20 protein-coding genes and 1 pseudogene are annotated in these 24,441 nt (G+C 70.5%); 9 read left to right on the forward strand and 12 right to left on the reverse strand.

Annotated features, from left to right (window positions below):
- Positions 1 to 37 precede the first annotated feature (37 nt).
- From ACIRC0_RS11535 to ACIRC0_RS11555, 5 genes are all read right to left on the reverse strand, one after another.
- Positions 38 to 1,510 carry a penicillin-binding transpeptidase domain-containing protein gene (locus ACIRC0_RS11535; protein WP_403614370.1) on the reverse strand — a complete coding sequence of 491 codons (1,473 nt, stop codon included), beginning with the start codon at positions 1,508 to 1,510 and terminating at the stop codon, positions 38 to 40.
- A complete protein-coding gene (locus ACIRC0_RS11540) occupies positions 1,507 to 2,880 on the reverse strand; it encodes an FtsW/RodA/SpoVE family cell cycle protein (protein ID WP_403614372.1) in 1,374 nt (457 codons plus the stop codon). The genes ACIRC0_RS11535 and ACIRC0_RS11540 overlap by 4 nt, the downstream gene beginning before the upstream one ends.
- Positions 2,881 to 2,930: 50 nt before the next feature.
- Positions 2,931 to 4,211, reverse strand: a complete 1,281-nt coding sequence (locus ACIRC0_RS11545) for an ATP-binding protein (RefSeq protein WP_403614374.1) — start codon at positions 4,209 to 4,211, stop codon at positions 2,931 to 2,933.
- Positions 4,208 to 4,966, reverse strand: coding sequence for a hypothetical protein (locus ACIRC0_RS11550; RefSeq protein ID WP_403614377.1), 759 nt, complete (start codon positions 4,964 to 4,966; stop codon positions 4,208 to 4,210). The genes ACIRC0_RS11545 and ACIRC0_RS11550 overlap by 4 nt, the downstream gene beginning before the upstream one ends.
- A gap of 136 nt (positions 4,967 to 5,102) precedes the next feature.
- Positions 5,103 to 5,609 carry a dual specificity protein phosphatase family protein gene (locus ACIRC0_RS11555; RefSeq protein ID WP_403614380.1) on the reverse strand — a complete coding sequence of 169 codons (507 nt, stop codon included), beginning with the start codon at positions 5,607 to 5,609 and terminating at the stop codon, positions 5,103 to 5,105.
- A 96-nt stretch (positions 5,610 to 5,705) separates the two neighbouring features.
- Between ACIRC0_RS11555 and ACIRC0_RS11560 the strand changes: the two genes are divergently transcribed.
- Positions 5,706 to 6,509, forward strand: a complete 804-nt coding sequence (locus ACIRC0_RS11560; RefSeq protein ID WP_403614382.1) for a nuclease-related domain-containing protein — start codon at positions 5,706 to 5,708, stop codon at positions 6,507 to 6,509.
- A 76-nt stretch (positions 6,510 to 6,585) separates the two neighbouring features.
- On the opposite strand, the gene ligD is transcribed toward ACIRC0_RS11560, so the two are convergent.
- Positions 6,586 to 7,467 (reverse strand): non-homologous end-joining DNA ligase, encoded by an 882-nt coding sequence (gene ligD, locus ACIRC0_RS11565; protein ID WP_403614384.1) that lies wholly within the window; start codon positions 7,465 to 7,467, stop codon positions 6,586 to 6,588.
- Between the two features lie 62 nt (positions 7,468 to 7,529).
- Between ligD and ACIRC0_RS11570 the strand changes: the two genes are divergently transcribed.
- On the forward strand, positions 7,530 to 8,627 hold the full coding sequence (locus ACIRC0_RS11570) for a Ku protein (protein WP_403614387.1): 1,098 nt from the start codon (positions 7,530 to 7,532) through the stop codon (positions 8,625 to 8,627).
- Here the strand turns inward: ACIRC0_RS11570 and ACIRC0_RS11575 are convergent.
- Entirely contained in the window at positions 8,624 to 10,099 is a 1,476-nt protein-coding gene (locus ACIRC0_RS11575) for a beta-ketoacyl-[acyl-carrier-protein] synthase family protein (RefSeq protein ID WP_403614389.1), read from the reverse strand. The two genes, ACIRC0_RS11570 and ACIRC0_RS11575, sit on opposite strands and share 4 nt — an antisense overlap.
- 58 nt (positions 10,100 to 10,157) lie before the next feature.
- On the opposite strand from ACIRC0_RS11575, the gene ACIRC0_RS11580 reads away from it, so the two are divergent.
- The 3 genes from ACIRC0_RS11580 (at position 10,158) to ACIRC0_RS11590 (ending at position 14,556) form a co-directional block, all read left to right on the forward strand.
- On the forward strand, positions 10,158 to 10,451 hold the full coding sequence (locus ACIRC0_RS11580) for a hypothetical protein (RefSeq protein WP_403614391.1): 294 nt from the start codon (positions 10,158 to 10,160) through the stop codon (positions 10,449 to 10,451).
- Between the two features lie 365 nt (positions 10,452 to 10,816).
- Positions 10,817 to 11,923 (forward strand): NAD(P)/FAD-dependent oxidoreductase, encoded by a 1,107-nt coding sequence (locus tag ACIRC0_RS11585; protein WP_403614393.1) that lies wholly within the window; start codon positions 10,817 to 10,819, stop codon positions 11,921 to 11,923.
- Between the two features lie 251 nt (positions 11,924 to 12,174).
- Positions 12,175 to 14,556, forward strand: coding sequence for an MFS transporter (locus ACIRC0_RS11590; RefSeq protein WP_403614395.1), 2,382 nt, complete (start codon positions 12,175 to 12,177; stop codon positions 14,554 to 14,556).
- 199 nt (positions 14,557 to 14,755) lie between these two features.
- Here the strand turns inward: ACIRC0_RS11590 and ACIRC0_RS11595 are convergent, their stop codons facing one another.
- The 3 genes from ACIRC0_RS11595 to ACIRC0_RS11605 form a co-directional block, all read right to left on the reverse strand.
- Positions 14,756 to 15,937 carry a mannosyltransferase family protein gene (locus ACIRC0_RS11595; protein WP_403614397.1) on the reverse strand — a complete coding sequence of 394 codons (1,182 nt, stop codon included), beginning with the start codon at positions 15,935 to 15,937 and terminating at the stop codon, positions 14,756 to 14,758.
- A 216-nt stretch (positions 15,938 to 16,153) separates the two neighbouring features.
- Positions 16,154 to 16,561 carry a hypothetical protein gene (locus ACIRC0_RS11600; protein WP_403614399.1) on the reverse strand — a complete coding sequence of 136 codons (408 nt, stop codon included), beginning with the start codon at positions 16,559 to 16,561 and terminating at the stop codon, positions 16,154 to 16,156.
- Positions 16,558 to 18,105, reverse strand: coding sequence for a right-handed parallel beta-helix repeat-containing protein (locus ACIRC0_RS11605; protein WP_403614401.1), 1,548 nt, complete (start codon positions 18,103 to 18,105; stop codon positions 16,558 to 16,560). Before ACIRC0_RS11605 ends, ACIRC0_RS11600 begins: the two co-directional genes overlap by 4 nt.
- Positions 18,106 to 18,471: 366 nt before the next feature.
- Between ACIRC0_RS11605 and ACIRC0_RS11610 the strand changes: the two genes are divergently transcribed.
- Positions 18,472 to 19,008 carry a hypothetical protein gene (locus ACIRC0_RS11610; protein WP_403614403.1) on the forward strand — a complete coding sequence of 179 codons (537 nt, stop codon included), beginning with the start codon at positions 18,472 to 18,474 and terminating at the stop codon, positions 19,006 to 19,008.
- A gap of 233 nt (positions 19,009 to 19,241) precedes the next feature.
- Positions 19,242 to 19,736, forward strand: a complete 495-nt coding sequence (locus ACIRC0_RS11615; protein ID WP_403614406.1) for a DUF4262 domain-containing protein — start codon at positions 19,242 to 19,244, stop codon at positions 19,734 to 19,736.
- Between the two features lie 260 nt (positions 19,737 to 19,996).
- Here the strand turns inward: ACIRC0_RS11615 and ACIRC0_RS11620 are convergent, their stop codons facing one another.
- Positions 19,997 to 20,590 (reverse strand): DUF4291 domain-containing protein, encoded by a 594-nt coding sequence (locus ACIRC0_RS11620; RefSeq protein WP_403614408.1) that lies wholly within the window; start codon positions 20,588 to 20,590, stop codon positions 19,997 to 19,999.
- Positions 20,591 to 20,654: 64 nt separating this feature from the next.
- Positions 20,655 to 20,812: pseudogene (locus ACIRC0_RS11625) on the reverse strand (IS5/IS1182 family transposase); the annotation flags it as partial.
- A gap of 1,047 nt (positions 20,813 to 21,859) precedes the next feature.
- Between ACIRC0_RS11625 and chvE the strand changes: the two are divergent.
- Positions 21,860 to 22,951 (forward strand): multiple monosaccharide ABC transporter substrate-binding protein, encoded by a 1,092-nt coding sequence (gene chvE, locus ACIRC0_RS11630; RefSeq protein ID WP_403614411.1) that lies wholly within the window; start codon positions 21,860 to 21,862, stop codon positions 22,949 to 22,951.
- Positions 22,952 to 23,395: 444 nt separating this feature from the next.
- Entirely contained in the window at positions 23,396 to 23,950 is a 555-nt protein-coding gene (locus tag ACIRC0_RS11635) for a hypothetical protein (protein ID WP_403614414.1), read from the forward strand.
- Positions 23,951 to 24,441: the final 491 nt, after the last annotated feature.

Raw genomic sequence — 24,441 nt, forward strand, 5'->3', positions numbered from 1 at the left:
TCGCCCGCAACAGTCCCCGTCTCAGCAGTCGGACCCGTCAACTGTGCGGCTGCTTCCGGGAGTTCAGGACCGCCTCCATCACCGCCTTCGCGATCGGAGCCGCGTCCCCGCCCCCGCTGACCTCCCCCTGCCGGCCCGCGTCCTCCACCACCACCGCGACCGCCACCGCCGGCTCGAGCGCGTCGTCCGCCTGTGCCCAGGAGATGAACCAGGCGTACGGCTTCCCGGAGTTGTCGACGCCGTGCTGGGCCGTGCCCGTCTTGCCGCCCACTCGGGCGCCGGGGATCGCCGCGTTACGACCCGTACCCTCCTGCACCACGTCCGTCATCAGCTCCCGCAGCTGTTCCGCGGTGGCGGCGCTCATCGCCCGGTGCAGGGTGCGGGGCGTGGCCGTGGAGACCGTCTCGCCGTCCTTGGTCGTCGTCCGCTCCACCAGGTACGGCGCCTTCACATCGCCCCCGCCGGCCACCGTAGCCGCGACCATCGCCATCTGCAGCGGTGTCGCCCGGGTCTCGAACTGCCCGATCGAGGACATCGCCAGCTGGGAGGCGTCCAGCTTCGGGTCGAACGTGCTCGCCGCCACCGCGAACGGCACCCTCAGCCTCCGCTCGTTGAAGCCGAAGTTCGCCGCCGTGTCCGTCATGTTCCTCAGCCCCACCTCCCCGCCCAGCTTGGCGAACACCGTGTTGCACGACCAGGTGAAGGCGTACCGCAGCGACGCGTCCTCGCAGCCTTCGGTCTCGTTGGTCAGCTCGGTCGTCGTGCCGGGCAGCCGGTAGGGGTCGGGGGAGTCCGTCGGCGCGTCGAGGTCCGTCACCACCCCCGCCTCGAGGGCCGCCGCGGCCGTGACCACCTTGAACGTCGAACCGGGCGGATACGTCTGCCGGATCGCCCGGTTGAGCATGGGCCGCGCCACGTCCCCGTTCAGCCTCTTCCAGGCCCGGGCCACGGACGGCGACGTCCCGGACAGCTCCCCGGGGTCGTACGACGGCGTCGAGACCAGCGCCAGGATCCGCCCCGTCGTCGGGTCGACCGCGGCGACCGCGCCCGCCCGCCCGGCCAGCCCCTGGTACGCCGCCCGCTGCGCCGCCCCGTTGAGCGTGGTGACGACATGGCCGCCGGGGACGCGCTTCCTCAGGACGCCGGTCCACAGGGGGAACGGATCGAGCAGCGGGTCGGTGCCCGACAGCAGCGCGTCCTCCGTGTGCTCCAGCAGCGTCGTCCCGTACACCTGGGAGGCGAATCCGGTGACCGGCGCGTACAGCGGCCCGTCGGTGTAGGTGCGGGTGTGGCGGAACATGCCGCCCGTGTCCCGGGACCCGGTCACCGGGCGGCCGTCGACCAGGATGTCGCCGCGTGGACCGCCGTAGCGGGCGATCATCTGCCGGCGGTTGGCGGGGTTGTCCCCGTAGCGGGCGGACTCGAGGATCTGTACCCGGGTGGCGTTCGCCAGCAGGGCGATCAGCAGCACCGCGCACAGGGCCGCCGCCCGGCGGATGTACCTGCTCACGACGCGGCCGCCCTGTCGTACTGGCTGCGGGCCGAGTCGCTGATCCGGATCAGCAGCGCCACGATGATCCAGTTGGTCACGAGCGACGAACCGCCCTGCGCGAGGAACGGCATCGCCATGCCCGTCAGCGGGATCAGGCCCGTCACCCCGCCCGCGATCACGAACACCTGGAGCGCCACGATCGACGCGAGCCCCACGGCGAGCAGCCGCCCGAACGGGTCCCGCAGCGCCAGCCCCGCCCGGTAGCCGCGCTCCACCAGCAGCGCGTAGAGCAGGAACAGCGCGCACAGGCCGGCGAAGCCCAGTTCCTCGCCCGCCGTCGCCAGGATGAAGTCCGACTTCACGGCGAAGCCGATCAGCACCGAGTGGCCGAGGCCGAGTCCGGTGCCGAGCGCGCCGCCGGCGGCGAACGCGAACAGCGACTGGGCGAGCTGGCCCGCGCCCCGGCCCGCCTCGATCGACGCGAAGGGGTGCAGCCAGTCCTCGACCCGGGCGTGCACGTGCGGCTCCAGCCGGCCCACGCCGACCGCGCCCATCATCGCGAGCAGCAGACCGACCGCGATCCAGCCGGTGCGGCCGGTGGCGACGTACAGCAGCACCACGAACAGCCCGAAGAACAGCAGCGAGGTACCGAGGTCGCGCTCCAGGACGAGGACGCCGACGCTCAGCAGCCAGATCGCCACCACCGGGCCGAGGACCCGCCCGGTGGGCAGCTGAAGCCGCCACACCCTGCGGCCCGTGAACGCCAGCGCCTGCCGGTTGGCGGCCAGGTAGCCGGCGTAGAAGACCGCGAGCAGCAGCTTCGAGAACTCGCCGGGCTGGATGGAGAACCCGGCGACCCTGAGCCAGATCCGGGCGCCGTTCACCGCCGGGAAGAAGATCGGCAGGGTGAGCAGGGCGAGCGCGGCGCCCCCGCACAGGTAGGTGTAACGCTGGAGCACCCGGTGGTGGCGCAGCAGCAGGACGACCGCGGTGAACAGCGCCACGCCGAGCGTCGACCAGGACAGCTGGGTGGGGGCGGCCCGGTGGCCCGGGCTCTCCAGGTCCAGTCGGTAGATCAGCACCAGGCCCACGCCGTTGAGCAGCACCGCGATGGGCAGCAGCAGGGGATCGGCGTACGGGGCGCGCAGCCGCACCGCGCAGTGCGCGAGCAGCGCGAGCGCGCCGAGCCCGGCGCCGTAGCGGAGCGCGCCGGGCGGGAGGGTGCCGTGCCGGGCGAGGCCGACGGCGCAGTAGCCGTACACCGACAGCAGCACGGCGAGGACGATCAGGCCGAACTCGGTGCCCCGGCGCCGGGGCAGGCGCAGCGCGGGGGCGGGGGCGTCCGCCGGCGTCACGGTCCTCGCTCCTGGCGTTCCGGGCGGGATCATGTGCGGAACGTAGCAAGCGGTAAGCGGTATGTCCCGTTATGCGGGGGCAATCAGCCCGTTCCGGTACTCCTTGGCGTCTCGGGGAGGGAGAGCGTGGCCGTGGCCCCGCCGTCCGGCGCGTTGGCGAACTCCAGCCGGGCGCCCAGTACCTCCGCCTGCCCGAGCGCGATCGTCAGCCCGAGGCCGTGCCCCTTCGCGCCGCCCTCGGTGCGGAACCGCTGCGGCCCGTGCTCCAGCAGGTACTCCGGATAACCGCCCCCGTGGTCCCGTACGGTGACCCGCGCACCGTCGACCGTCAGCACCACCGGGCCCCGGCCGTGCCGGTGCGCGTTCGCCACCAGATTGCCGAGCACCCGCTCCAGCCGCCGCCGGTCGGTCGCCACGCACGCGTCCCGCACCACCCGGACCTCGACCGGGGTGCCGGAGGCCCGCACCACCCGCTGCGCCAGCGGCGCGAGCCGCTCCTCGGCCAGCTCGAGGCGTTCGCCGCCCGAGTCCAGGCGCGAGATCTCCAGCAGGTCCTCGGTCAGCGTGCGCAGCGCCGCCACCCGGTCCTGCACCAGCTCGGTCGGCCGCCCGGGCGGCAGCAGCTCGGCCGCCGCGTGCAGTCCGGTCAGCGGGGTGCGCAGCTCGTGCGCCACGTCCGCGGTGAACCGCTGCTCGCTCAGCAACTTGCCCTGCAGCGTGGCCGCCATCGTGTCCAGGGCGCCCGCGACCGCGGCCACCTCGTCCTGGAGGCGCGCCGGGTTCCTCGCGCGCCGGTCGTTCACGCGCGCGTCCAGGTCGCCCGCGCTGATCCGCCGGGCCACCTGCGCGGTGGCCTGCAGCCGCCGGGTCACCCGGGTCACCGCGAACGCTCCCACGCACAGCGTCGCGCCGCTCGCCAGCGCCGAGGACCACACGATCGCCTCGTCCAGGGCGTCGATGATGCGGGCGCCCTGCGCGTAGTCGACCTGCACGGCGAGCGCCCGGCCACCGTCGGCCGGGCCCGCCGCCCACATCGTGGGCTGCGGATCCCGGGTCCCGACCATCGTGCCGCGGTACCCGTCCGCCGCGAGTTCCCGCAGCGGCGCCGGCAGTCCCGGCGGGTCGACGCCCGCGCCGTGCGGCAGCCGGTCGCCCGCCTCGTACGCCTGCGCCGCCTCCGTCAGCCGGGCCAGCGCCCGGCCGCGGGCCTCACCGACGGTCCGGTCGGTGACCTGGACATGGACGAGCACGCCGAGCAGCGCGGCCAGACCACAGCACATGACGGTGATGAACGCGGCCGCCTTCCAGGTCAGCGTGCCGGTCCAGCGCGGCAGCCGGCCGAGCGCGCGGCCGAGGGGCCTCATCGGGCGCTCTCCGACGGGACGGGGGCGGCCGAGGGGGAGACGGACGGAACGGGCGGGGCCGGGGGAGCGGCGGACGGGGCCGGCGCGACCGGCCGGCGCGGGGGCGCGGTGCCCACCCGCACGATCTCGTCCCGGGTCGCCAGCATCGCGTGCTGGTGCGGATCCCAGGTCCACTCCGTGCGGAACTCGTAGCCCGGGAGCGTCGACGGCGAGTGGATGATCACGGTCCGGTCCGCCAGCTCCACGCTGATCACGCTGTCCGAAGTGCCCATGACCTGCACCAGCCGGTGGTGCTCGACGGTGTACACGCGCACCGCCAGCTGGTCGTCCGGGAAGCGGATGCCGAGCACCATGTCGTCCTTGCCGTCGCCGGTGAGGTCGCGGTAGTACGCCCGCAGGACCGGGCACCGACGCCCCTGCGGGCCCGCCGCGCCGCAGTCCTTCAGCCGCTCGCGCGTCTCGGCGTACACGGCGTGCGGGCCGGAGTAGGCGTCCGGGTGCGCGGCGACCTCGGCGCGCACGACGTCCAGGGGATCCACCCGGCGGATGTCATCACCCGGAACGGTGATGCCCTTGACGGTCTCGGTGTCCGCCTCGCCGTAGTCCAGGGCGGGCGTGGAGGCGGGCGGCAGCTGCGGCCACAACCGCACCGGGCCGACGGCGGTGGCGGTCGGGCCCGCGCCGCGCAGGGCACCGGAGTCGCCGCAGCCCGCCAGCAGCAGGGCGGCCACGGCGACGCCGAGGGCCACGCGCACGGGGCGACCGCGGAGTGCCGGCCCCACACGGCGGCTGCGGAACGCAGTGCCGGCGCGACGGCTGGGGAACACGGGGGCATCCGTCCTTTTTGCTCACCTGATGACCGGTTGTTCACTCTACGACCGGCCAGTGAGGTTACTCCGCGAGTTCCTCCAGGAGGCGGGCGGTGTCCAGGCCCGCCCGCAGGTACTCCACGAACAGCTCGTTGTGCAGCGCCCAGGGCCCGCGCCGGGCGCGGATCATGCGGATCGCCTCCTCGGCGGTGTGCCCGGCCCGCACCAGCGCATGCGCGACGACGAGACCCGAACGGTTGTACCCGTGGTAGCACCGGACGAGCACCCGGCGCCCGTCCTCCAGCGCGTCGTCGGCGGCCTGCGCCAGCCGCATCACACCCGCGAGCTGCGTCCCGTCCAGCGGACCGTCCGGGATGGGCCACACATGGTGCTCGACCCCGTCGTCGGGCCCGTGCCCGGGCAGCCGCAACAAGGTCAGCACCAGATCGAACTCGTCACGGACGACGGCGAACTCCCGCTCCCCGGAGCGCCCCCTGAACTCGTGGCCGCCCATCCACAGACCGGGCACGATCTCGCTCCACGGGCTCTCGGGAGCCGGAACATCGGGTTGCTTTCTGCGGGTCCGCAACGGCGCCTCCCACCGAGTCCCCAACTGCTCACAAAGGTAGCCGGGTTCTTGCCCCCGGAGCACCCCGCCTGTTCCCATGGTCGAGGGGTGATGTGCATGGACGGACTGCGCGTCGTACCGACCTGGCGGCACGGACAGGAACGCCTGTACGTGTGCGGCACCGACGGGCGGAACATCGCCTGGTACGACCGGGAGACCGGCCGGGTCAACCTGCTGAGCGAGGACCTGCGCGAGGACGTGCTCGACGCGCTCGGCCCGTTCGTGACGGGCCCGGTGACGGTCGGGCCGCCCCCCGCGCCCACCCCCGCCGAGCTGGCCCGGCTCTCCCTCCACCCGGACGACGACCTGGCGCCGAACCGGCCCGGCGAGGCCCTGCTGATCGCCCTGGACCGCGACCCGGGCCCCACCCACCGGCTGCGCCCGGACCCACGGCGCCGGGCGCTCGCCGCCGAGCAGGCGGTCGGTGACGCGCTGGACGACCTGGAGGGCGCGGGCTGGCGCACCCTGCACTCGGTGCCGCTGCCCGGCGGCGACCGCATCCACCACCTGGCGATCGGCCCCGGCGGCCTGTTCGCGGTGCGCTCCCTCAACGCCCGCAGGCAGCGGGTCCTCGTCGCCGACCCCATGGTGACGGTGGGCCGCCAGGAGGCGCAGCCGCTGCTGCGCCAGGTGAGCGCCGACGCGGACCGGGCGTCGTACGCGCTGACGGCCGAGGTCCACCCGGTCCTGATCGTCACCGAGCCCGCCCGCCTGGAGATCACGACCCCGCTGCGCAAGATCCGCGTCCTGAAGGACACGGACGTGCCCGCCCTGGCCCGCCTGGGCGGCATGCTGAAGCCGGCGGACGTGGAGGCGCTGCACGCGATGGCCCGGGACCGGCACACGTGGTCCCGGGTGTGACCGCGGGGCGGCGGCACACGGCAGGGGCTCGGGGCAGTGGAACCTCCTGCTCCCAGGGCAGTGGAACCTCCTGCTCTCACGGCAGCGGAACCGCTTGGTCCGGGTCGCAGAGCGCGGTCATGAGGTCGCCGTACGCCTGCAGCCGGGGAGCGATGTCCGCGGCGCGGAAGACGAGACTGCCGGGCGAGGCGCAGTCCCTCACCTCCTCCCATGTCACCGGCGCCGACACGGTGGGCTCCGCCCGGGCGCGCAGTGTGTACGGGGTGGCGGTGGTCTTGCGCGCCGCGTTCTGGCTCCAGTCCACGAAGACCTTCCCGGGCCGCAGACTGCGGGTCATACGGTGGATGACCAGGCGTGGCATCGCCTTCTCCGCCTCCACGGCGAGCTGCCGGGCGTAGTCCGTCGTCCGCTGCGAAGGCGTCGGTTCCACGGTGGCGAGGAGGTGCAGCCCCTTGGAGCCGGACGTCTTCGCGTACGCCTCGATCCCGTCCGCCGCCAGCCGCTCCCGCAGCCACAGGGCGACCTCGCAGCACTCGACGATCGTGGCCGGCGCCCCCGGGTCCAGGTCGAAGACCAGCCGGTCCGCGATGTCGGGCGTGTCGATGCGCCACTGCGGGGTGTGGAACTCGGTGACGAGGTTCGCCGCCCACATCAGGCTCGCCAGGTCCTGGATCAGCACCATGCGAGCCGCACCCTCCGTACGCGGCACCTCGGCCGTGGTGACCCAGTCGGGCGTACCCGGCGGCACGTTCTTGGCGAAGAAGAGCTGTCCGTCCGGCCCGTCCGGATAGCGCAGGAAGGACAGCGGGCGGTCGCGGAGGTGGGGCAGCAGGGCGCCGGCGGTGGTCGCGTAGTAGTGCAGCAGCTCGCCCTTGGTGAAGCCGGTCGCGGGATGGAGCACCTTCTCCAGGTTGCTGAGCGCCAGCCGTCGGCCCTCCACCTCTGTGATCGGCGTCATACGATGAGAATCCCACGAGAACCCCATGAAATCGCCCGACCTATCCGGAAAAGGGGCGGAACGTGCGATCCATCTGGAACGGTGCCATCTCGTTCGGCCTGGTGAGCATCCCCATCAAGCTGATGAACGCCACCGAGAACCACTCGATCTCCTTCCGCCAGATCCATCTGGAGGACGGCGGCCGGATCCGGTACCGCAAGTTCTGCGAGCTGGAGGACCGCGAGGTGGCGCAGGCGGAGATCGGCAAGGGGTACGAGGACGCGGACGGCTCGGTCATCCCGATCACGGACGAGGACCTGGTGCAGCTGCCCATCCCGACCACGAAGACGATCGAGATCGTGGCGTTCGTCCCGGAGGACCTGATAGACCCGCTCCAGATGGACACGGCGTACTACCTGTGCGCGAACGGCACTCCGGCCGCCAAGCCCTACACGCTGCTGCGTGAGGCGCTGGGACGCACGGGGAAGGTGGCGATCGCGAAGTTCGCCCTGCGGGGCAGGGAACGGCTCGGGATGCTGCGCGCGGTCGGCGACGTCCTCGCCATGCACGCCCTGCTGTGGCCGGACGAGATCCGCGCACCGGAGGGCGTGGCGCCGGAGGGGAACGTCACGGTCCGGGACAAGGAGCTGGACCTGGCGGACGCCCTGATGGACACGCTGGGGGAGGTGGACCTGGACGAGCTGCACGACGAGTACCGCGAGGCGGTGGAGGAACTGATCGCGGCGAAGGCGGAGGGCAAGGAACCGCCGACGGCTCCGGCGCCCGAGGCCGGCAAGGTGCTCGACCTGATGGCGGCGCTGGAGAAGAGCGTGCGCGTGGCCAAGGAGGCGCGGGGGGCGGGCGAGCAGGGGGCGGAGCAGAAGGCCGAGATCAGACGGTTGCCGCAGCGGAAGGCGGCGCGTACGGAGCCGAAGGAGACCGGCGGGAAGAAGAGGGCGCCGGCGACGAAGAAGACGGCGGCGAAGTCGGGGACCACGGCGAACAAGACGACGGCGAAGTCGGGGACCACCGCGAACAAGACGACGGCCAGGCAGAGCGCGACCAAGAAGACGGAAGCCAAGAAGACTGCGGCGAAGAAGACTGCGGCGAAGAAGACTGCGGCGAAGAAGACACCGGCGAAGAAGGCGGCGGCGAAGAAGACAACCGCGAAGGGGGCCTAACGCACCCGCCGCAGCGCCAGTACGGCGTTGTGGCCGCCGAAGCCGAAGGAGTTGCTCAGGGCCAGGTCGCCGCGTGAGGGGAGCGGGCGGGGGCGGCCGCGGACCACGTCCAGCGGAATCTCCGGATCCTGGGAGTCCTGAGGATGGTGGGCTGTGGCGCCGATCGTTGGAGGGATGAGCCCGTGGTGCAGGGTCAGCGCGGTGACCAGGGCCTCCACGCCGCCCGCCGCGCCCTGCAGATGCCCCAGGTGCCCCTTGAGCGCCGTGACCGGCACGGCGTCGCCCAGCACCTCCCGTAGTGCGATGCCCTCCGCGAGGTCGCCGTCGGGCGTCGCGGTGGCATGCGCGTTCACGTGGACGACGTCGGCGGCGCGCGCACCCGCGTCCCGCAGCGCCCGCCGCAAGGCGAGCACGATCCCGGCACCGGACGGATCCGGCGCCGCCATGTGGTGCGCGTCGGCGGACAGGCCCCACCCGGCGGCCTCGCAGTACACACGCGCCCCGCGCGCCCGTGCGTGCTCCTCGGCCTCCAGCAACAGGAACCCGGCGCCCTCGCCGTTCACGAACCCGTCGCGGTCCTTGGCGAAGGGCCGGGAGGGCGAGACGTCCCCCACCGCGTGCTGGGACAAGGCCCGCATCGCGGCGAACGACGCCATGATCGCCGGCGTCACCACTGCCTCCGCGCCGCCCGCGAGGGCCACGTCCACGTGCCCGTACCGGATCCGGTCGATAGCCTGCCCGATCGCCTCGGTCCCCGACGCACAGGCACTCGTGACGGTGCGCGCCTCCCCGGTGATCCCCAGGTCGATCGATATCTGGGAGGCCGCCTGGGAGGGCACGGTCATGGGGGTGGTGAGGGGCGATACCGCGTGAGGCCCCCTCTCCCGCAGCACCCGGTCACCACCGACCAGCACGGAAGCGTCACCGAGGATGGACCCCACGGACACGCCGACGCGCTCGGGTTCGAGCCCGCTCTCCACCGCTCCCGCCAGGTCGAACCCGGCATCCCGCCAGGCCTCCCGCGCCGCGAGCACCCCGAATTGCGCGGCCCGGTTCATCCGCCGCGCCCGCGGCCGGGGCAGCAGCGCGGCGGGATCGGCGGGCACGGTCCCCGCTGTGCGGACGGGCAACCCGGCGAAGTCGTCACCCGTCAACTCGGATATTCCGCATCGTCCGTCGAGAAGCCCCTGCCACAACTCGGCCACCCCGACACCGAGCGGGGTGATGGCTCCGAGCCCGGTGACGAGGACCCGCCGCGGCGTGGCACCGCGGGCCGGCCGGTGGGCGCTCGGGTGGTGGTGTACGAGGTCGTCGCGGGCCCCGTCCTGCTCGGCCTGCTGAGTCAACTCGGCGTCCGGCAGTGGCGGTCGAGGGAAGGAGGAGGGAGAGGGGCGCATGGTCCACGCAGCTTTCCGTAGATCCGAACGCTGCTGCCCCCAGGCCCGGTTGTGCTGTTCGTCGGTCAACTCCACTGTACTTCTCCCGCATACGGGACGGCGTCGGCGGGGCTCCATAGGACACCATGGAGCCATGCGCCGACGTAGACCGGACACCAGCTTGTGGCTCGAAGCCCCCGACCCGGTGCTCGCGCTCGCCCGGGAGGAGCTGGCCTTCTACGAGGAGGTGCGCGACTCGGCCCGCAAGTGGCACCGCGTCACCGAGCTGGGGGCCCTGGCCGCTTCCTCGTCCACGGTGGTGGCGGCGGGGCTCCATGCTCCCGCCTGGCTCACCGCCTTCATCGCGGGCGGCGCCCTGTTCTTCACCGGCGTCCGGCAGGTGTTCGCACACGGCCCCCGCTACGTCCTGGCGGCACAGTCCCCGTGAGTCTCTGCGACGAGCCATCAACCGCTACCAGTTGCTCCCCGAGTCCGACCGGGACACGCGAGCGCGACAGGAACTGCTCGCCACAGTGGAGCAGGTGGGCGACGAGGAACTGCGGCAATGGGTCGAGCAACGGCAAGGGACGACCTTGGACGGCAACGGCCCGGACAGCGGCTCGCCGACGCTTCCCTGACCCCGGCCCGGGCCCGCGTCGAGTGGTGCCCGCCCCCACCATCGCTTCACGGAATACGCACACGGCCGCACCAGAACTTCAGCGTTCAAGCGTTACTCTGCCCCGGCAGTCGAGTGGCCGAGAACAGTCAGTCCGCGCGGCACTCGCGACCCCCCACCAGGCGAGGAGACTCGGCGTGCGCGACGGCGATGTAGTGGTGATCGGCGGCGGTTATGCGGGCGTTCGCCTGGCGAAACGGCTGGACGCGCTGGCCCGGGTCACGCTGGTGGACCGCAAGGAGGTCTTCTTCCACCGCATCGCCTCCCTGCGCGCCGGCGTACGCCCGGAGTGGACGGCCACTCCTTTCATTCCGTACGACCGGCTGCTGCGCAACGGCCGTGTCGTCGTCGGCAAGGCGGTCCGCATCGACACCGCCGAACGGCACGTGGCGCTGGCCACCGGCGAGAGACTGCCGTACGACGTGCTGGTGATCGCCACCGGCGCCGACTACCCAGAACCGGCCCGCTTCAGCGGCACCACCACCGAGGAGGCGGCCAAGTCGTTCGCCGGACACCAGCAGCACGTGGCCGCCGCCGGTCACGTCCTGGTCGTCGGCGGCGGGCCGTCCGGCGTCGAGCTCAGCGCCGAGATCCGCCTGGCCCGGCCGGACGCCCGGGTCACGCTCGCCCACGCCGGGCCGGAGCTGCTCCACTCCACGGGCAGCACGCGGGCCGGCCGCAAGGCTCGCGCCTGGCTGGAGTCCCACGACGTGGAAGTGCGGCTCGACTCCTTCATGGCACCCGGCAGCGCCTTCGGCACCTATCGCGACGCTCGTGGCGACGTCGTCGACGCCGACCTCTCCTTCTGGGCGACCGGCACCACCCCCAACACGCTCTGGCTGCGGCTGGCCGGCCACGGCGACTGGCTCAACGGTGCCGGCCATGTGAAGGTCGACCGGACGCTCCGGGTCGAGGGGTGGACGGACGTGTTCGCGGTCGGCGACGTGAACGACGTCAGCGAGCTCAAGATCACCCCTGCCGCACTCGCCCAGGCGGACATCGCCGCCCACAACATCCGCGCGTATCTGCAGAGTTCCGGCAGGCACCGCAAGGAGCCCCGCTTCTACCGGCCGATCCGCCGTACCCCGCTCATCGTGCCGTTCGGCCCGGCCGACGGAGTGACCGTGATGCCCGTGCCGGGCGGCGAAACCGCCGTCCTCGGCGGCCGCACCAGCACCCTGGCCAAGGCCAAGACCCTCCTGACCCCGTACATGAGGCGCCAGCTCGGCTACACCGCGGCCTGAGGTGCGGAACGGGCGAGGATCGAAACGTTTGCGTTTCGCTAGGAGGTTCCCTACTCTCGGGCGGTGTACGAAACCGTTTCGGACAGAGAGTCCCCACCCTCTCGCCGAAGCGACCCCCACACCGGCCGAACACCGAACGCACCGACGCCCCCACCCCGTACGAGCGCTGGACGGACACCGTCGTCCTCCTCCGCCTCGGGGTGGAAGGCACTGAGCCACCCGGAGCCCTTGAGCCCCGCAAGAGGGATCACATGGAATTCATCCAGACCGAAGCCGCCCCGGCCACAGATTCCGGCCGGACCCACCACCATGCCCAGCCGAAGCACCGATGGTGGGCGCTGGGCGTGATCGCCCTCGCCCAACTCATGGTGGTGCTCGACGCCACGATCGTGAACATCGCACTGCCGTCCGCCCAGCAGGACCTGGGCTTCGACAACAACGGACGGCAGTGGATCGTCACCGCCTACTCGCTCGCCTTCGGCAGTCTGCTGCTGCTCGGCGGCCGGCTCGCCGACCTGTTCGGCCGCAAGACCACCTTCATCATCGGCCTGGTCGGCTTCGCGGCGGCCTCCGCGCTCGGCGGCGCGGCGAACGGCTTCACCATGCTCGTCGTCGCGCGCGCCGTCCAGGGTCTGTTCGGCGCCCTGCTGGCTCCGGCCGCGCTCTCCCTGTTGACCACGACCTTCACGGACGCCAAGGAACGCGCCAGGGCGTTCGGTGTCTTCGGCGCCATCGCCGGTTCCGGCGCCGCCGTCGGCCTGGTCCTCGGCGGCCTGCTGACCGAATACCTGAACTGGCGCTGGACGCTGTACGTCAACGACGTCATCGCGGTCTTCGCGCTGGTCGGCGCGATCGTCTTCATCAGCCGCTCGGTCCCGGTCCAGCGGCCCCGGCTGGACATCCCGGGCGTGATCCTGGTCTCCGGCGGCCTGTTCGGCGTCGTCTACGGCTTCGCCAACGCGGAGACGCACGACTGGAGCAACTGGATGACCTGGGGCTTCCTGGCCGCGGGCGGCGTGCTCCTGCTGGCGTTCTTCCTCTGGCAGGCCCGGGCGAAGCACCCCCTGCTGCCGCTGCGCGTGCTGGCGGACCGCAACCGCGGCGCCGCCCTGTCCACCGTGCTCATCTCGTCCGCCGGCATGTTCGGCGTCTTCCTCTTCCTCACCTATTACCTGCAGGCGACGCTGGGCTACTCGCCGGTGAAGAACGGCGTGGCCTTCCTGCCGATGGTGGGCGCGCTGATGGTGATGGCGCAGCTGTCCACCAACGTGCTCGTGCCGAAGATCGGCCCCAAGGTGATCGTGCCCATCGGCATGCTGCTGGCCGCGGGCGGCATGGTCTGGCTGACCCGCCTCGGCCTGCACAGCGGCTACGCCGCGCATGTGCTGCCGCCCCTGCTGCTGATCGGCGCGGGCCTCGGCCTGTCGATGCCCGCGGCGATGAGCTACGCGACCCTCGGTGTCCATGCGAGCGACCAGGGCGTGGCCTCGGCGGCCGTCAACACCACGCAGCAGGTGGGCGGTTCGGTCAGCACCGCGCTGCTCAACACGCTGGCCACGAGCGCCGCGACGGACTACGCGAAGCACCACATGACCGACCCGCTGGTCAAGGTGAACGCCGCGCTGCACAGCTACTCCACCGCGTACTGGTGGTCGGCCGGCTTCTTCGTCTTCGCGGTGCTGGTGACGGTGCTGCTGTTCCGCCGCAAAGCGACGCCCCAGCCGGCCGCGGACACGCCTGCCGCCCCGGCGGCTCCCGAACCCCTGGCCGCCGCCACCACAGGGGACACCGGCGGCCGGGACACCGACCGTCCGGACACCGAAATCGGCGGTCTGGGCGTCGAGATCGACGGTCTGGGCGTCGAGATCGACGGTCCCGGCGTGATCCGCGGCCAGGTGCGGGACGGCGCGGGCACACCGCTGGCACGCGCCGCGATCACGGTGCTTGACCCGACGGGCCGCCAGGTCGCCCGGGCCACCTCACGCGAGGACGGCTCGTACGCCGTGGACACCTCCGCACGCGGGAGCCTGGTGCTCATCGGCTCGGCGGCCGGCCACCAGCCGCAGGTCGCCACGCTGTCTCTGAACGGCGCACCGATCGCCTACGACCTGGTGATGCCCGCCGGCACGGGCACACTGTCCGGCACGGTGCGCGACACGGGCGGAGAGGCGCTGTCCGGAGCCCTGGTCGTCGTCACCGACGAGCGCGGAGCCGTGGCGTCCTCGACGACGACGGGGACCGACGGCGCCTACCGGATCGCCGACCTCCTCCCCGGCGACTACGCGGTCACGGTCACCGCCCCGGGCCGCCGCCCGGCGGCCTCCCTGGTGACGGTCACGACCGAGGGCGTCCACCACGACCTCGAACTCCGCCCCGCCGCCGACGTACGCGGCACGATACGCACCCGGGACGGCCGCACGGTGGAGGACGCCCGGGTCACCCTGCTGGACGCGGAGGGCAACGTCGTCGCCGCCCGCTCCACCGGCCCCGACGGCACGTACGCCTTCACCGATCTCTCCGGCGACGAGTACACGGTGGTCGCCAGCGGCTACCCGCCGGTCGTCACGCCGGTGAAGATCGACGGGGGCGGGCGCCAGCAGGTGGACGTGTCGCTGGGGCACGAGGAGGCGTAGGGATCCGGCAACGGCGGCGGCCGGCCCGGACGGTCCGGCGGGGCGGTTCGGGTCGTCCGGCGGGGCGGTTCGGGTCGTCCGGCGGGGCGGGCGGTCCGGGTCGTCCGGTCCGACGGGGCGGTTCGGGCGGCCCGGTCCGACGGGGCGGTTCGGACCGCCGCACGCGCGTCGGGCCTTCGGGTGCCGACTGATCCGTCACTCAAAGGGCCGGCCGGGACACCACGACCAGAAACGCGCCGTAGACGAACGAGAACCCGGCAAGGGCGCTCGCCACCACGGTGGCGTGCCACGGCCGGGCTCTGGCGGTTCTCACCAGCGCCCGCGCCACCACGATCAGCAGCGGGAAGGCCGGCAGCAGGAAGCGCGGCTTGCACTGGAAGTATCCGTTGCCGGCACCGCCGAGCGCGATCAGCAGCAGGACACCGCTGTAGACGACCAGCGGCAGCGGGACACGGTCCAGGATCAGCAGCACGAAGAGCACGGTGCTCACGACCACGATCACCAGCGCCATCGGGAAGACCAGCCGTGCGCGGTGCAGCATCATGTGCTCGGTGAAGCGCAGCGCACCCTGACCGAAGTCGAAGCGTGAGCCCCACCGCCGCTGCACGGCGAAGTAGCCGCCGAGCGGATCACCCTTGCGCAGGCCCACCCACAGCACATAGCCGCCCCAGCCGAGCGGCGAGAGCACCGCGCCCGCCCACAACCTGTGGGTAACTCCGCGCCCGCGCTTCTGCCACACCTCGTGTGCGGCCCCCGCCAGGACCGCAGCGGTCACGGCGCAGCCGTTGGGCCGGGAAAGGCCCGCGAGCGCCGCAAGCACTCCTGCCCACACCCATCGCCCGGTCAGGACCGAGTACAGCGACCAGGCGGCGAACGCGGTCAGCAGGGGCTCCGTGTACGCCATCGACAGCACGACGGAGTGCGGGAGCACGCCCCACAGCACGACGAGCGCGGTGGCCACGGCGGGGCCGTAGAGCAGGACGCCGAGCCGGTGGATGCCGTACGCGGCGACCGCGGCGGCCGTCCAGGACACCAGCAGGCCCGCCGCGATCCCATCGAGCGGGGTGAGTGCGGTGACGGCGCGGACCAGGCCCGGATACAGCGGGAAGAAGGCCAGGTTCTTCTGGATGTCGTAACCGTGCGTGGCGATTCTCAGATACCAGACCGAGTCCCACGAATACCCGAGCAGGGGCAGCGGCCGTTTGCCCGAGGACCAGGCGGCGAGGGCGAGCACGATCCCGCCGCACAGCCGGACGGCGACGAACAGGCCGAGCGCGGTGACGGCCGTCATCTTCAGCCGCCCTTCCCCGGCAAGACGGCCACGGAAGCGGTTCCCGAGATCTGCGACGACGCGGGCGGGGCCGGTGCTGACGTGAGCCATCCGGGAACTATGCCTGCCAAGGCCACCCATCGCGTGACCGGGCACGCCTGAATTCCCGCGTCAGGAGCCTTTTGGCATGCGTCCTGTTGACGGTGCGGTAATTAGCGGGATATCCAGTCGGCCCGCGAACCGCTGAACACCGCGCCTGCCTCAGTCGGTCAGTGAGCGCGCGTTGCTGCTGGAGACCGCTGGAGACCGCTGACACGCCATCGCTGATCAGATGATGCCGGTCAAACCCTCGATCGCGTTTCGGGCCCACTCCTGGGCCCCTGCTGCCGTGCCGGCCACCACTCCGGTCGCGACTGGGGCCAGAGCTCCCCTCAGCATGGCAAGCGCGCGGCGGAGCCTGCCGTCCTCGGGCGCATCCAGCCGGGCGATCGTCGCGAGCACTTCTCTCGCCGCGGACTCGGCATCCTCTCGGTCCGGATCAGCGAGGCCGGCTTGAGGCAGCTCTCGAAGCAAGTCGGTGACCAGCATGGCGAGTGCTTCGAAGCCTGGGGCCACAGCGCTGTTGTTCTGCTGGTTCTGGGTGACCGTGTTGTTGCTCCAGGCGAACTGAGCGCCCGAGACCCCGGCATTGAACACCGGCCCGTCGTAGTTGTTGACGTTCTGCGGCTCGGTCATGTGCTGGAACCGTCCTCGTTGTTCTGCTGCTGGATGACGTTGTTGTTGTTCCACGCCAGCTGAGGGCCGTGGACCTCGGCGTGGAACACCGGACCGCCGTAGTTGTTGATGATCGTCGGCGGAAGCTCGACCGGCTTCGCGATCTGCTTGACGACCGGCAGCGACGTGCGGAGAGAGACAAGGTCGGCGAGGCCGTTGTCCCGCACGGCCACACCCCGCGTTCCGGTGACAGAACAGTCCACCAGCCGTCCGCCGCTCATGGCTTGGAAGCTTGCACCCGCTGTCGCGCAGTCGACGAACTCGCTGTCCATGACATCCAGGCGGGCGGAGTCCGTCCCGCAGAGGCCCAAGCCCTCCGAGCCGGTCACAGTGAGGTTCCGCGCGACGAGCCTCCCCTTGCCGAACCCGACGACCCCACAGGAGCTCACCGCTGTGACGTCACAGTCATGCACGAACAGTTGAGCTTCCTCGCCGACACCGAGGCCCACCACTCCGCGCTCCGCCGACACGCCTTTCAACGTGACCCGGGACTGGCCCAGGACCTCCACGGCGGACATGCCGAAATCACGGAAGACCGAGTCGGTGATGTCGGCCGTGGTACCGCCGTTACCCCGTGTCTCCAAGTGCGACGGGCAGCGTTCGACGCGGACTTGCTCGAACACGGCCCTGGCCTCGTCGTGGACGCGCAGCGCGACGCTCGTCAGGTCCTCGATGTCGACCCGGGTGAAGCGGCCTCTGCCGGCATCGGTGACGGCTATGCCGACGTTGCCCCGCGAGATGCGGCAACCGTGAACCTCGGGAGCGCCGCCCTTGGTCGAGAACACCGCGATGTTGCCTGCGCCGAAGACCTCGCAGTCCTCGAACCTGCCGCGGCCCGAGGTGTGGACGTTGATGCCCGTGTCGCGACATTCGGTGAACGCGCAGCCGCGCACCACCGGGTCGGCACCACTCGCAACTGCGATCCCGTGTTGCGCGTCGAAGACGCGCGTAGCATTCACCGAACCCCTCGACTGCTGGATGAACGCCATTCCCTCCGCCTGCACAGCGTTGATCGCGCAGTCGGTCACGGTGAGCTCCGCCTGCGAGTCCGCCATGATGGCCGCTTTGCCGGTGCCGGTCAGCTCGCACCCGGTGACCTGGGCACGTGCACCGCTGACCCGCACGCCATGGATCATGCTGCCCCCGATCCAACTGCGCTGGACCGAGACGTCGGCTCCTTCGATCACCGCGACCGCGTTGTCGGTGGCGTCGGTGAACCGGCACCGTTCGACGAGCCCGTTCGCCCCGCTGAAGAGGGCTCTACCGTGCAGGAACACGCTGTCCCGCAGTGTCACGGAGGTATTCGGCCGCGCGTGCACGCTGACGCCGTTGTGCGCTCGGACATCTGAGTGATCAAGCGTGAGTGTTCCCGCATGGCAGCCGACGACGTCGGCTTCGCGGCCCACCAACACCAGGCCGTGCACACGAACCGACCCGAAGGCGTCGAGGACGGCACCACGAGACTGGCTCACCACCACGGAGCCCGGATCGCCGAGCGCAGCCAACTCGACCTCGCCCTGGACGGTGAGCGCCTCCTCGTAGCGACCGGGCGCGATCTCGACCAGCGCCGCTCGGCCCCGTCTGGCCGCGGCAGCGAGCGCGGACCTGATGTCGGGGTATGCGCGACGGCCACCGTGCGGCGAGACGAAGTACCTCGCGACCATTCCCGCCCCCCACGCGCGGCCCACTGGAGCCGCCGATATTACCGGAGCAGTTGGGAACGGCCCGGTCGCGCAGCGGTGGTCACGTCGAGCCCGGTGCACCGCCTCGACCGCCGCGTGCCCTGCGCGCGTGGCTGGTGGCACCCCTGTGTCTGCCACACTCTCGCCAGGTCGGCCCAGGATGCCGAACGGTCAGGGGAGGGCGGGGGTATGGGCGAGAGCCAGCGCAAGATCTTGCTGTGGGGGCGGGCCGTGCAAGGGTGGTGGTCGGACCGTCTGGGCAAGGAGATCCTCTCCACATGGGCTGCCGGCATCATCTTGGGAGTTCCTGCCTGGATCTTCATCGAGATCTTCTGGCACCCGGACTCGATCCTCGGTGACGGCGGGCTCGCCGCCATCGGGCTGCTCATCATCCTGGCTGTCGCAACGCTCTTCGCGTGGACGGGCGTCATGATCGTCCGGGAGACGATCACCGAGTCCCGCGCGACCACAGGCCGCGCTCGGCGGCGGTTGCTCACGGTTCAGGTACTCACGGCCGGGATGGCCGGGTGGGTCGCCCTGCGGGCGATCCTGGTCTTCGGCAATCACGTGTCGCCGACCGTAGGCCTGATCTCGACGATTCCGTTGGCAGCTCCGTACTCACTCGCGTTCCTGGCCCTCGTCCTGCGCGAGGACGCCCGGTGGCGCGCGGTACGTGCCCTGCTCCCCGCGCCGATTGCCCTGGTGGTGCTGCTCCGGTTCATGTGACCGGGTGCTTGGCGGCGCACCGTTACCCGCCCCGATCCCCAGTCGGCTGCTCGCTTACTGCCCTGGGCTGGGAGTCGGACGTTCCTGGCCTCACTGTCGGTCTCCACTGGTCGGGTTCAGGGAGCCTCGGGCGGCCCGGAGACGGCCCCGTTCTGCGGCTGGCCTACTCTCCTCGGATGGACGAGTCTCCTTGCTTCTGCCTTCTCTGCGCCCCCACACAGTGGGGTGGCCCCGTGTGGGAGGAACGTGACAGCCGCATAGCGAAGAGCGTTGCCGACTTCGGCTGGCATGTCATGGGCGTGGCAGGCGGTGACGCCCCCAGCGACTGGGGTTACTCCATCGGCCTCTGGCACACGTTGCGCAGTCCCGAGGTCAGCGTCTTCGGGCTCCCCTCGCAGACCGCGATGCGCGTGGTGAATGCCGCCGGTGCCGCGATACGAGACGGGGAGCCACTCCAACTCGACCAGCGTCGAGGTGATGTCCTGAATGATTACGACGTGGCGATCCGGCCTGTGCACCCCAGCTGGTACCACGACTTCTTCGGCGCGGGCATCGACTTCTACCAGACCCCACCGCTCCCTATCACGCAGCTGTTCTGGCCCGACAAGGCCGGACGGTTCCCGTGGGAGGAGGAGGCGGACGACCACTGCCGTGCCGGCCAGCCCTTGCTTTGGATCCCCAAGCAGGACTCGGACGGCCCGTGGGCCGACATCACCCCCGAAGCGTAGATGCGCGCACGGGGCGGCGGCGTCTCGATGCGCGTGTCAGGACGTACACGATCTTGGAAACCGTCGTGGAGCAAGCCACCGTGTGGGTGTATCGACGGCCAGGAACAGAAGATGAACGAACGGATCATGCAGAGGATGGGAGAGGGGCCCGAGTCCCCGGACTGACACCAGAGCATGACCGACGGACAGAAGCATCGGAACTGTGGGATGTCCGGGGCTTCGAGGTGCTTGGAGAACATTTGAACTGGCGGGGCCTTGGCTCATTGGTGCAGGTGGGCCAGGATCCCGTCGTTCACGGGGTATGGACGTTCATGGGGCAGGAGTTGCTGGGCCATGTCCAGGTCTCCGTCCCGTACATGGGCGTGGATCGTGTGGGTGAGCGGTGTGACGTCGGTGATGGAGACGATCCACTCGTCGGCGTAGAGACGTGCGGCTTCGCCGGCGAGGCCCAGCTGGAGCGACCGGTGGGGAAGCGGCTGTAGACGCAGGTCGCGTTCCGGGTCCCATTGCACCCGGGCCGGGGCCCGCTTCAATTGGCGCTTCCACGCGGCACGGTCGCCGTGGAGCCCATGTTCGTAGTGGGACAGGCAGGCGTGTTCCAGTGCCCACTCGAAGCCTTCGCGGGTGATCTCGACGGCGAGGACGGTTTCCTGGCCTTCCTTGGCGCCCCACCCGCAGCGGTACATCATCCACAGGAACGACGGCTTGATCCAGGTCATCCGGTCCCGCTGCCACACCGCCGGGAAACGGCCCTCCCGGGCCGCCGGCGCACCGATCTCCGGCGCGTACGCCTGGTAGACGGTGATCGTGGAGTCCGTGTGCAGGGCTCGTATCTGGTGCTTGGGTGCTGCCACGCAGACCAGGGTGGACACACCGCTTCGTGTGCGCCATCGAATTACCGCGGCGGGAGACAGCCCCCAGCCTGCGGTAGCAGAGGAGGTGGCGGGGATGCCGATGAAGGCGAGGAAGTGCCCGGCCTTTCGCTCGTAGCGGCGCTGCAAGCGGCGGCATCCGGTGGGCCATGCCAAGGTTCTCTCCGCAGTCCGGCGGTGATGGCCCAGCCAGTGGGAGGATTCGGCGTCAATCTCGCCGGGCAGCAGCGCTCCCAGCCGCGCGGGGTGACGGTGCCGTCAGCTGCGGAAAGCGGAAGGTGCACCAGCCGAAATCCGCCGTCTGCCGACAGCTGGAGCCCGCTGTCCTCCCGCACGTCACGACCAGGCGGTGAACTGCCACCGACGGTGGCGTCCGTGCCAAGCACGTAGCCGACGTCGCCGCTGCGCGCGGTAGGGCACGGGTTCGCGGGACGGCTTCTCCGAGGCCGTCCCGGCAGGCGCCTTGCCCCGTTACGAGCTCCACCGCCAGGCCGTTGACCAGAGAAAATACAGAAGTCCGGCTGAAGTGCGAGGCGCCGCCGCAAGGTTCGGTCACAGACCGAGAGCTGTCTCCAACACCTTTGTATAAACGTTCCCGTTCGCCCCGTTGACACCCCGCACACCCCCTCTTAGGGTCACGCCAACCTTCCGAACATGTGGCGATATTTCGAACGACTGAAGGGCGAGTGTCCTACATATCACTGAAATCAGTACACACGTGGCCGGTGCGCTGTGGTGCAGCCTGACGCGCGTACAGGTGCGCACCGGTAAAGGGATCACGAGACTCGGCAAGGCCCGGATGACGGGCCGCACCGACGCGCTGATCGGCGATCCGAGGGGCCGAGGCGACTGAGCATCGACTCAGGCAACGTGCTGGGGGACCTGGCTTCCCGTCATTTCAGCGAGACCCGCTGGTCGTTCACTCCCCTGGAACAGGCCCACCGAGACCGCCGGCAACCTCGGCGGCTACGTGCGGATCTACGCGGCTGCCTGCGGATCTACGAGGTCGCCGAGCTGATCCGCCGCGGCGTACCGCTCTGTCTGAAGTCCGGTCTGTCCAGGGCACCCGGGGATCCACCCGTACAGCACCAACCTGCGGAACCTGAACCTGGACATCGCCCGGAAGCGGGTACGACGCGATGGACGCGCTCTCGACCTGCCCGCCGGCTGCGCGGCCCCCTCCACAGCTTGCCCCACGCAACTGATAGCCCGTCATGCTCTCAACGACGAGAAGAACAAGGAACGATCACCATGCACGACCGAAGAGCCGCCCTCGCTGCCATCGCCGGAGCCGCCACCCTCGCCCTGACCTTGTCCGCCTGCGGCTCCGGCCAGAACAGCGAGGACAGCTCCAAAGGCGGCACCATCGGCATCGCCATGCCGACACAGTCCTCCGCGCGGTGGATCACCGACGGCAAGAGCGTGGTCCAGGACCTACAGGCCAAGGGCTACAAGACCAAGCTGGTCTACGGCGAGAACAACCCGAAAACCCAGGTCTCACAGATCGAGAACCTGATCAAGCAGGGCGTCGATGCACTGATCATCGCGGCCATCGACAACAAGTCGCTGAACGGCGTGCTCCAACAGGCCGCCGACGCGCACATCCCGGTGATCTCCTACGACCGGCTCATCCTCGGCACCAAGAACGTCGACTACTACGTCTCCTTCGACAACGACCAGGTCGGCCGGCTCCAGGCCTTGTACATCATCGACAAGCTCGGCCTGGAGCAGGGCAAGGGCCCGTTCAACATCGAGCTGTTCGCCGGCTCCCCCGACGACAACAACACCAAATACTTCTTCGACGGCGCGATGCACCTCCTGCAGCCATACCTGGACAGCAAGCAGTTGGTCGTCCAGTCCGGCCAGACCGCGCTCAACCAGGTCACCACCCTGCGCTGGGACGGCCCCACCGCGCAGAAGCGCATGAACGGCATCCTCGCCGAGTCGTACAGGGGCAAGAAGGTCGACGCGGTCCTGTCGCCGTACGACGGCATCTCCATCGGCATCCTGTCCGCGCTGAAGTCGGACGGCTACGGCTCCGGCAGCAAGCCCCTCCCGGTCGTCACCGGTCAGGACGCCGAACTGGCCTCGGTGAGGTCGATCATCGCGGGTCAGCAGTCGCAGACCGTTTACAAGGACGTCCGCCAGCTCGCCCAGGCCGCCTCAAACATGGTCGTCGACATACTCAACAACAAGCCGCCGCAGGTGAACAGCAGATATGGCTACAACAACGGTGTCAAAAACGTGCCCGCCTACTTGCTGCAGCCAACGAGCGTCGACAAGACCAACTACAACCTTGTTCTGGTCGTGAGCGGCTTCTACACCGCCGCCGAGCTCAAGTAGCGGCACGACCAAGGCGGAACTCCTCTCGCCCCGAGCGCGATCCTCGTGGCCGGCCTGCTGACTCACACAGGGACGTCGGCCCGTGGGTACGGGACGGTTCTCGTCAGCGGCTGAACTGCGCCCCGTCCCACGGGAACTCGCCCGCCCCGGCACGACAGTACGACAGGAGCGCCGGTCGCACGGCGGCACACTGCTGCTCTCGAAGCTCCAACGGCGGCTGGTCACTCGGCCATCGAGGGTCGTTGTCGGTCGGCTGCGGTCACGGTGGTTGCTGTACTCCGCTGCTGTACAGCAACCACCGCCGCTCGTCTGTTGAGCTGATCGTCAGCCGCAACCGGCGCGGAGCGGTGAGGGGAGGGAGGCACAGAGCGTTGCCGCACCCAGCTCCGAGGCCCCTCGCTCGGCGCCCTACGGGCGGGCAAGGTCTGCTGGGCTGATCCGCTGTTGCCGGCCGCGCAGCTCAAGGAGCTTGCTGAGAAGCGCTGGCGCGGTCGTGTTGTCTCGGACAAGCTGCGGCGCATGGACTGGATGTCGCTGCTCTCGACGCTGACTGGTGCCGTGATCGGTATTGCCGCCACGCTGATCGCTGATCGGAATCGATGGAGGCGCGAGGAAGCCCGGCATGCGTTGGAAGTGCGACGCGAGGTGTACACCGAATACGTCTCCGCGCTCAAAGCAGCGGGTGAGGAGATACGGGCCGTTGCGTTGGGCGACCACATGTCCGAGTCGGCGCGGGATGCGGCGGTGCGGGAAGCTTTCCGTGGCACCGGGCTGTATACGGCGAGTGAACGCCTCTGGCTCGTGGGCGCGCCGCACGTGGTGGCCGCCGGTAACGAGGCGTTCCACAGCTTGCGCCGGCTCCGCGATGCCTATGCCCGGGGGCTGGCTGTCGGTTCCGATGATGGCGCGCCCCTGATCGCACAGCGGCGCACGGCCATGGCCAGGATGCGCCGCCTCATGCGTGAGGATCTGGGCGTGGAGCCACTTGATTTCGAGTGAATGCAGATCAGCGCGGCCATGGAGACGCGCTTGGTGCCCTGGGCGGTGACACGCACGACCGGTGTGCGGCCCCGGCGGCCCCAGATTAAAGATCTCTAGAGGAAGACGGCGACTTGGCGTAGCTGCGTTTCTCTTATCACTGTGTTTCGATATGACGCAAGGGCGGTCCGGAGATCCGGACCGCCCTCTGGCGCTGGGAGCGATAAGGGAGGTCGGTCAGGTGGTGGGAGAAGTGAGGTACGCGGATGCGGGGACAGCCGGGCCCGATGCAACGGCCTGCGCGTATGCCTGGTCCGCCAGTTGTACGAACCGGATCTCTCGCTTGTGTCCTTCGGCCTTATGCAATCGGTGCCACGCTGCGCCCCACTGTTCCCAATGCATTCGGGCTACCTCGCCGCGAAAGTGAATAGCCAAGGGGAGCGCCCAGGGTCCGTGTAGTAGTGCTACCCCTCGCGTGCTTCGGGTCTGCCGGCCTGCATGGCCACCAGATC

The organism is Streptomyces sp. NPDC093984, assembly GCF_044764595.1.
GTDB classification, from domain to species: domain Bacteria; phylum Actinomycetota; class Actinomycetes; order Streptomycetales; family Streptomycetaceae; genus Streptomyces; species Streptomyces cynarae.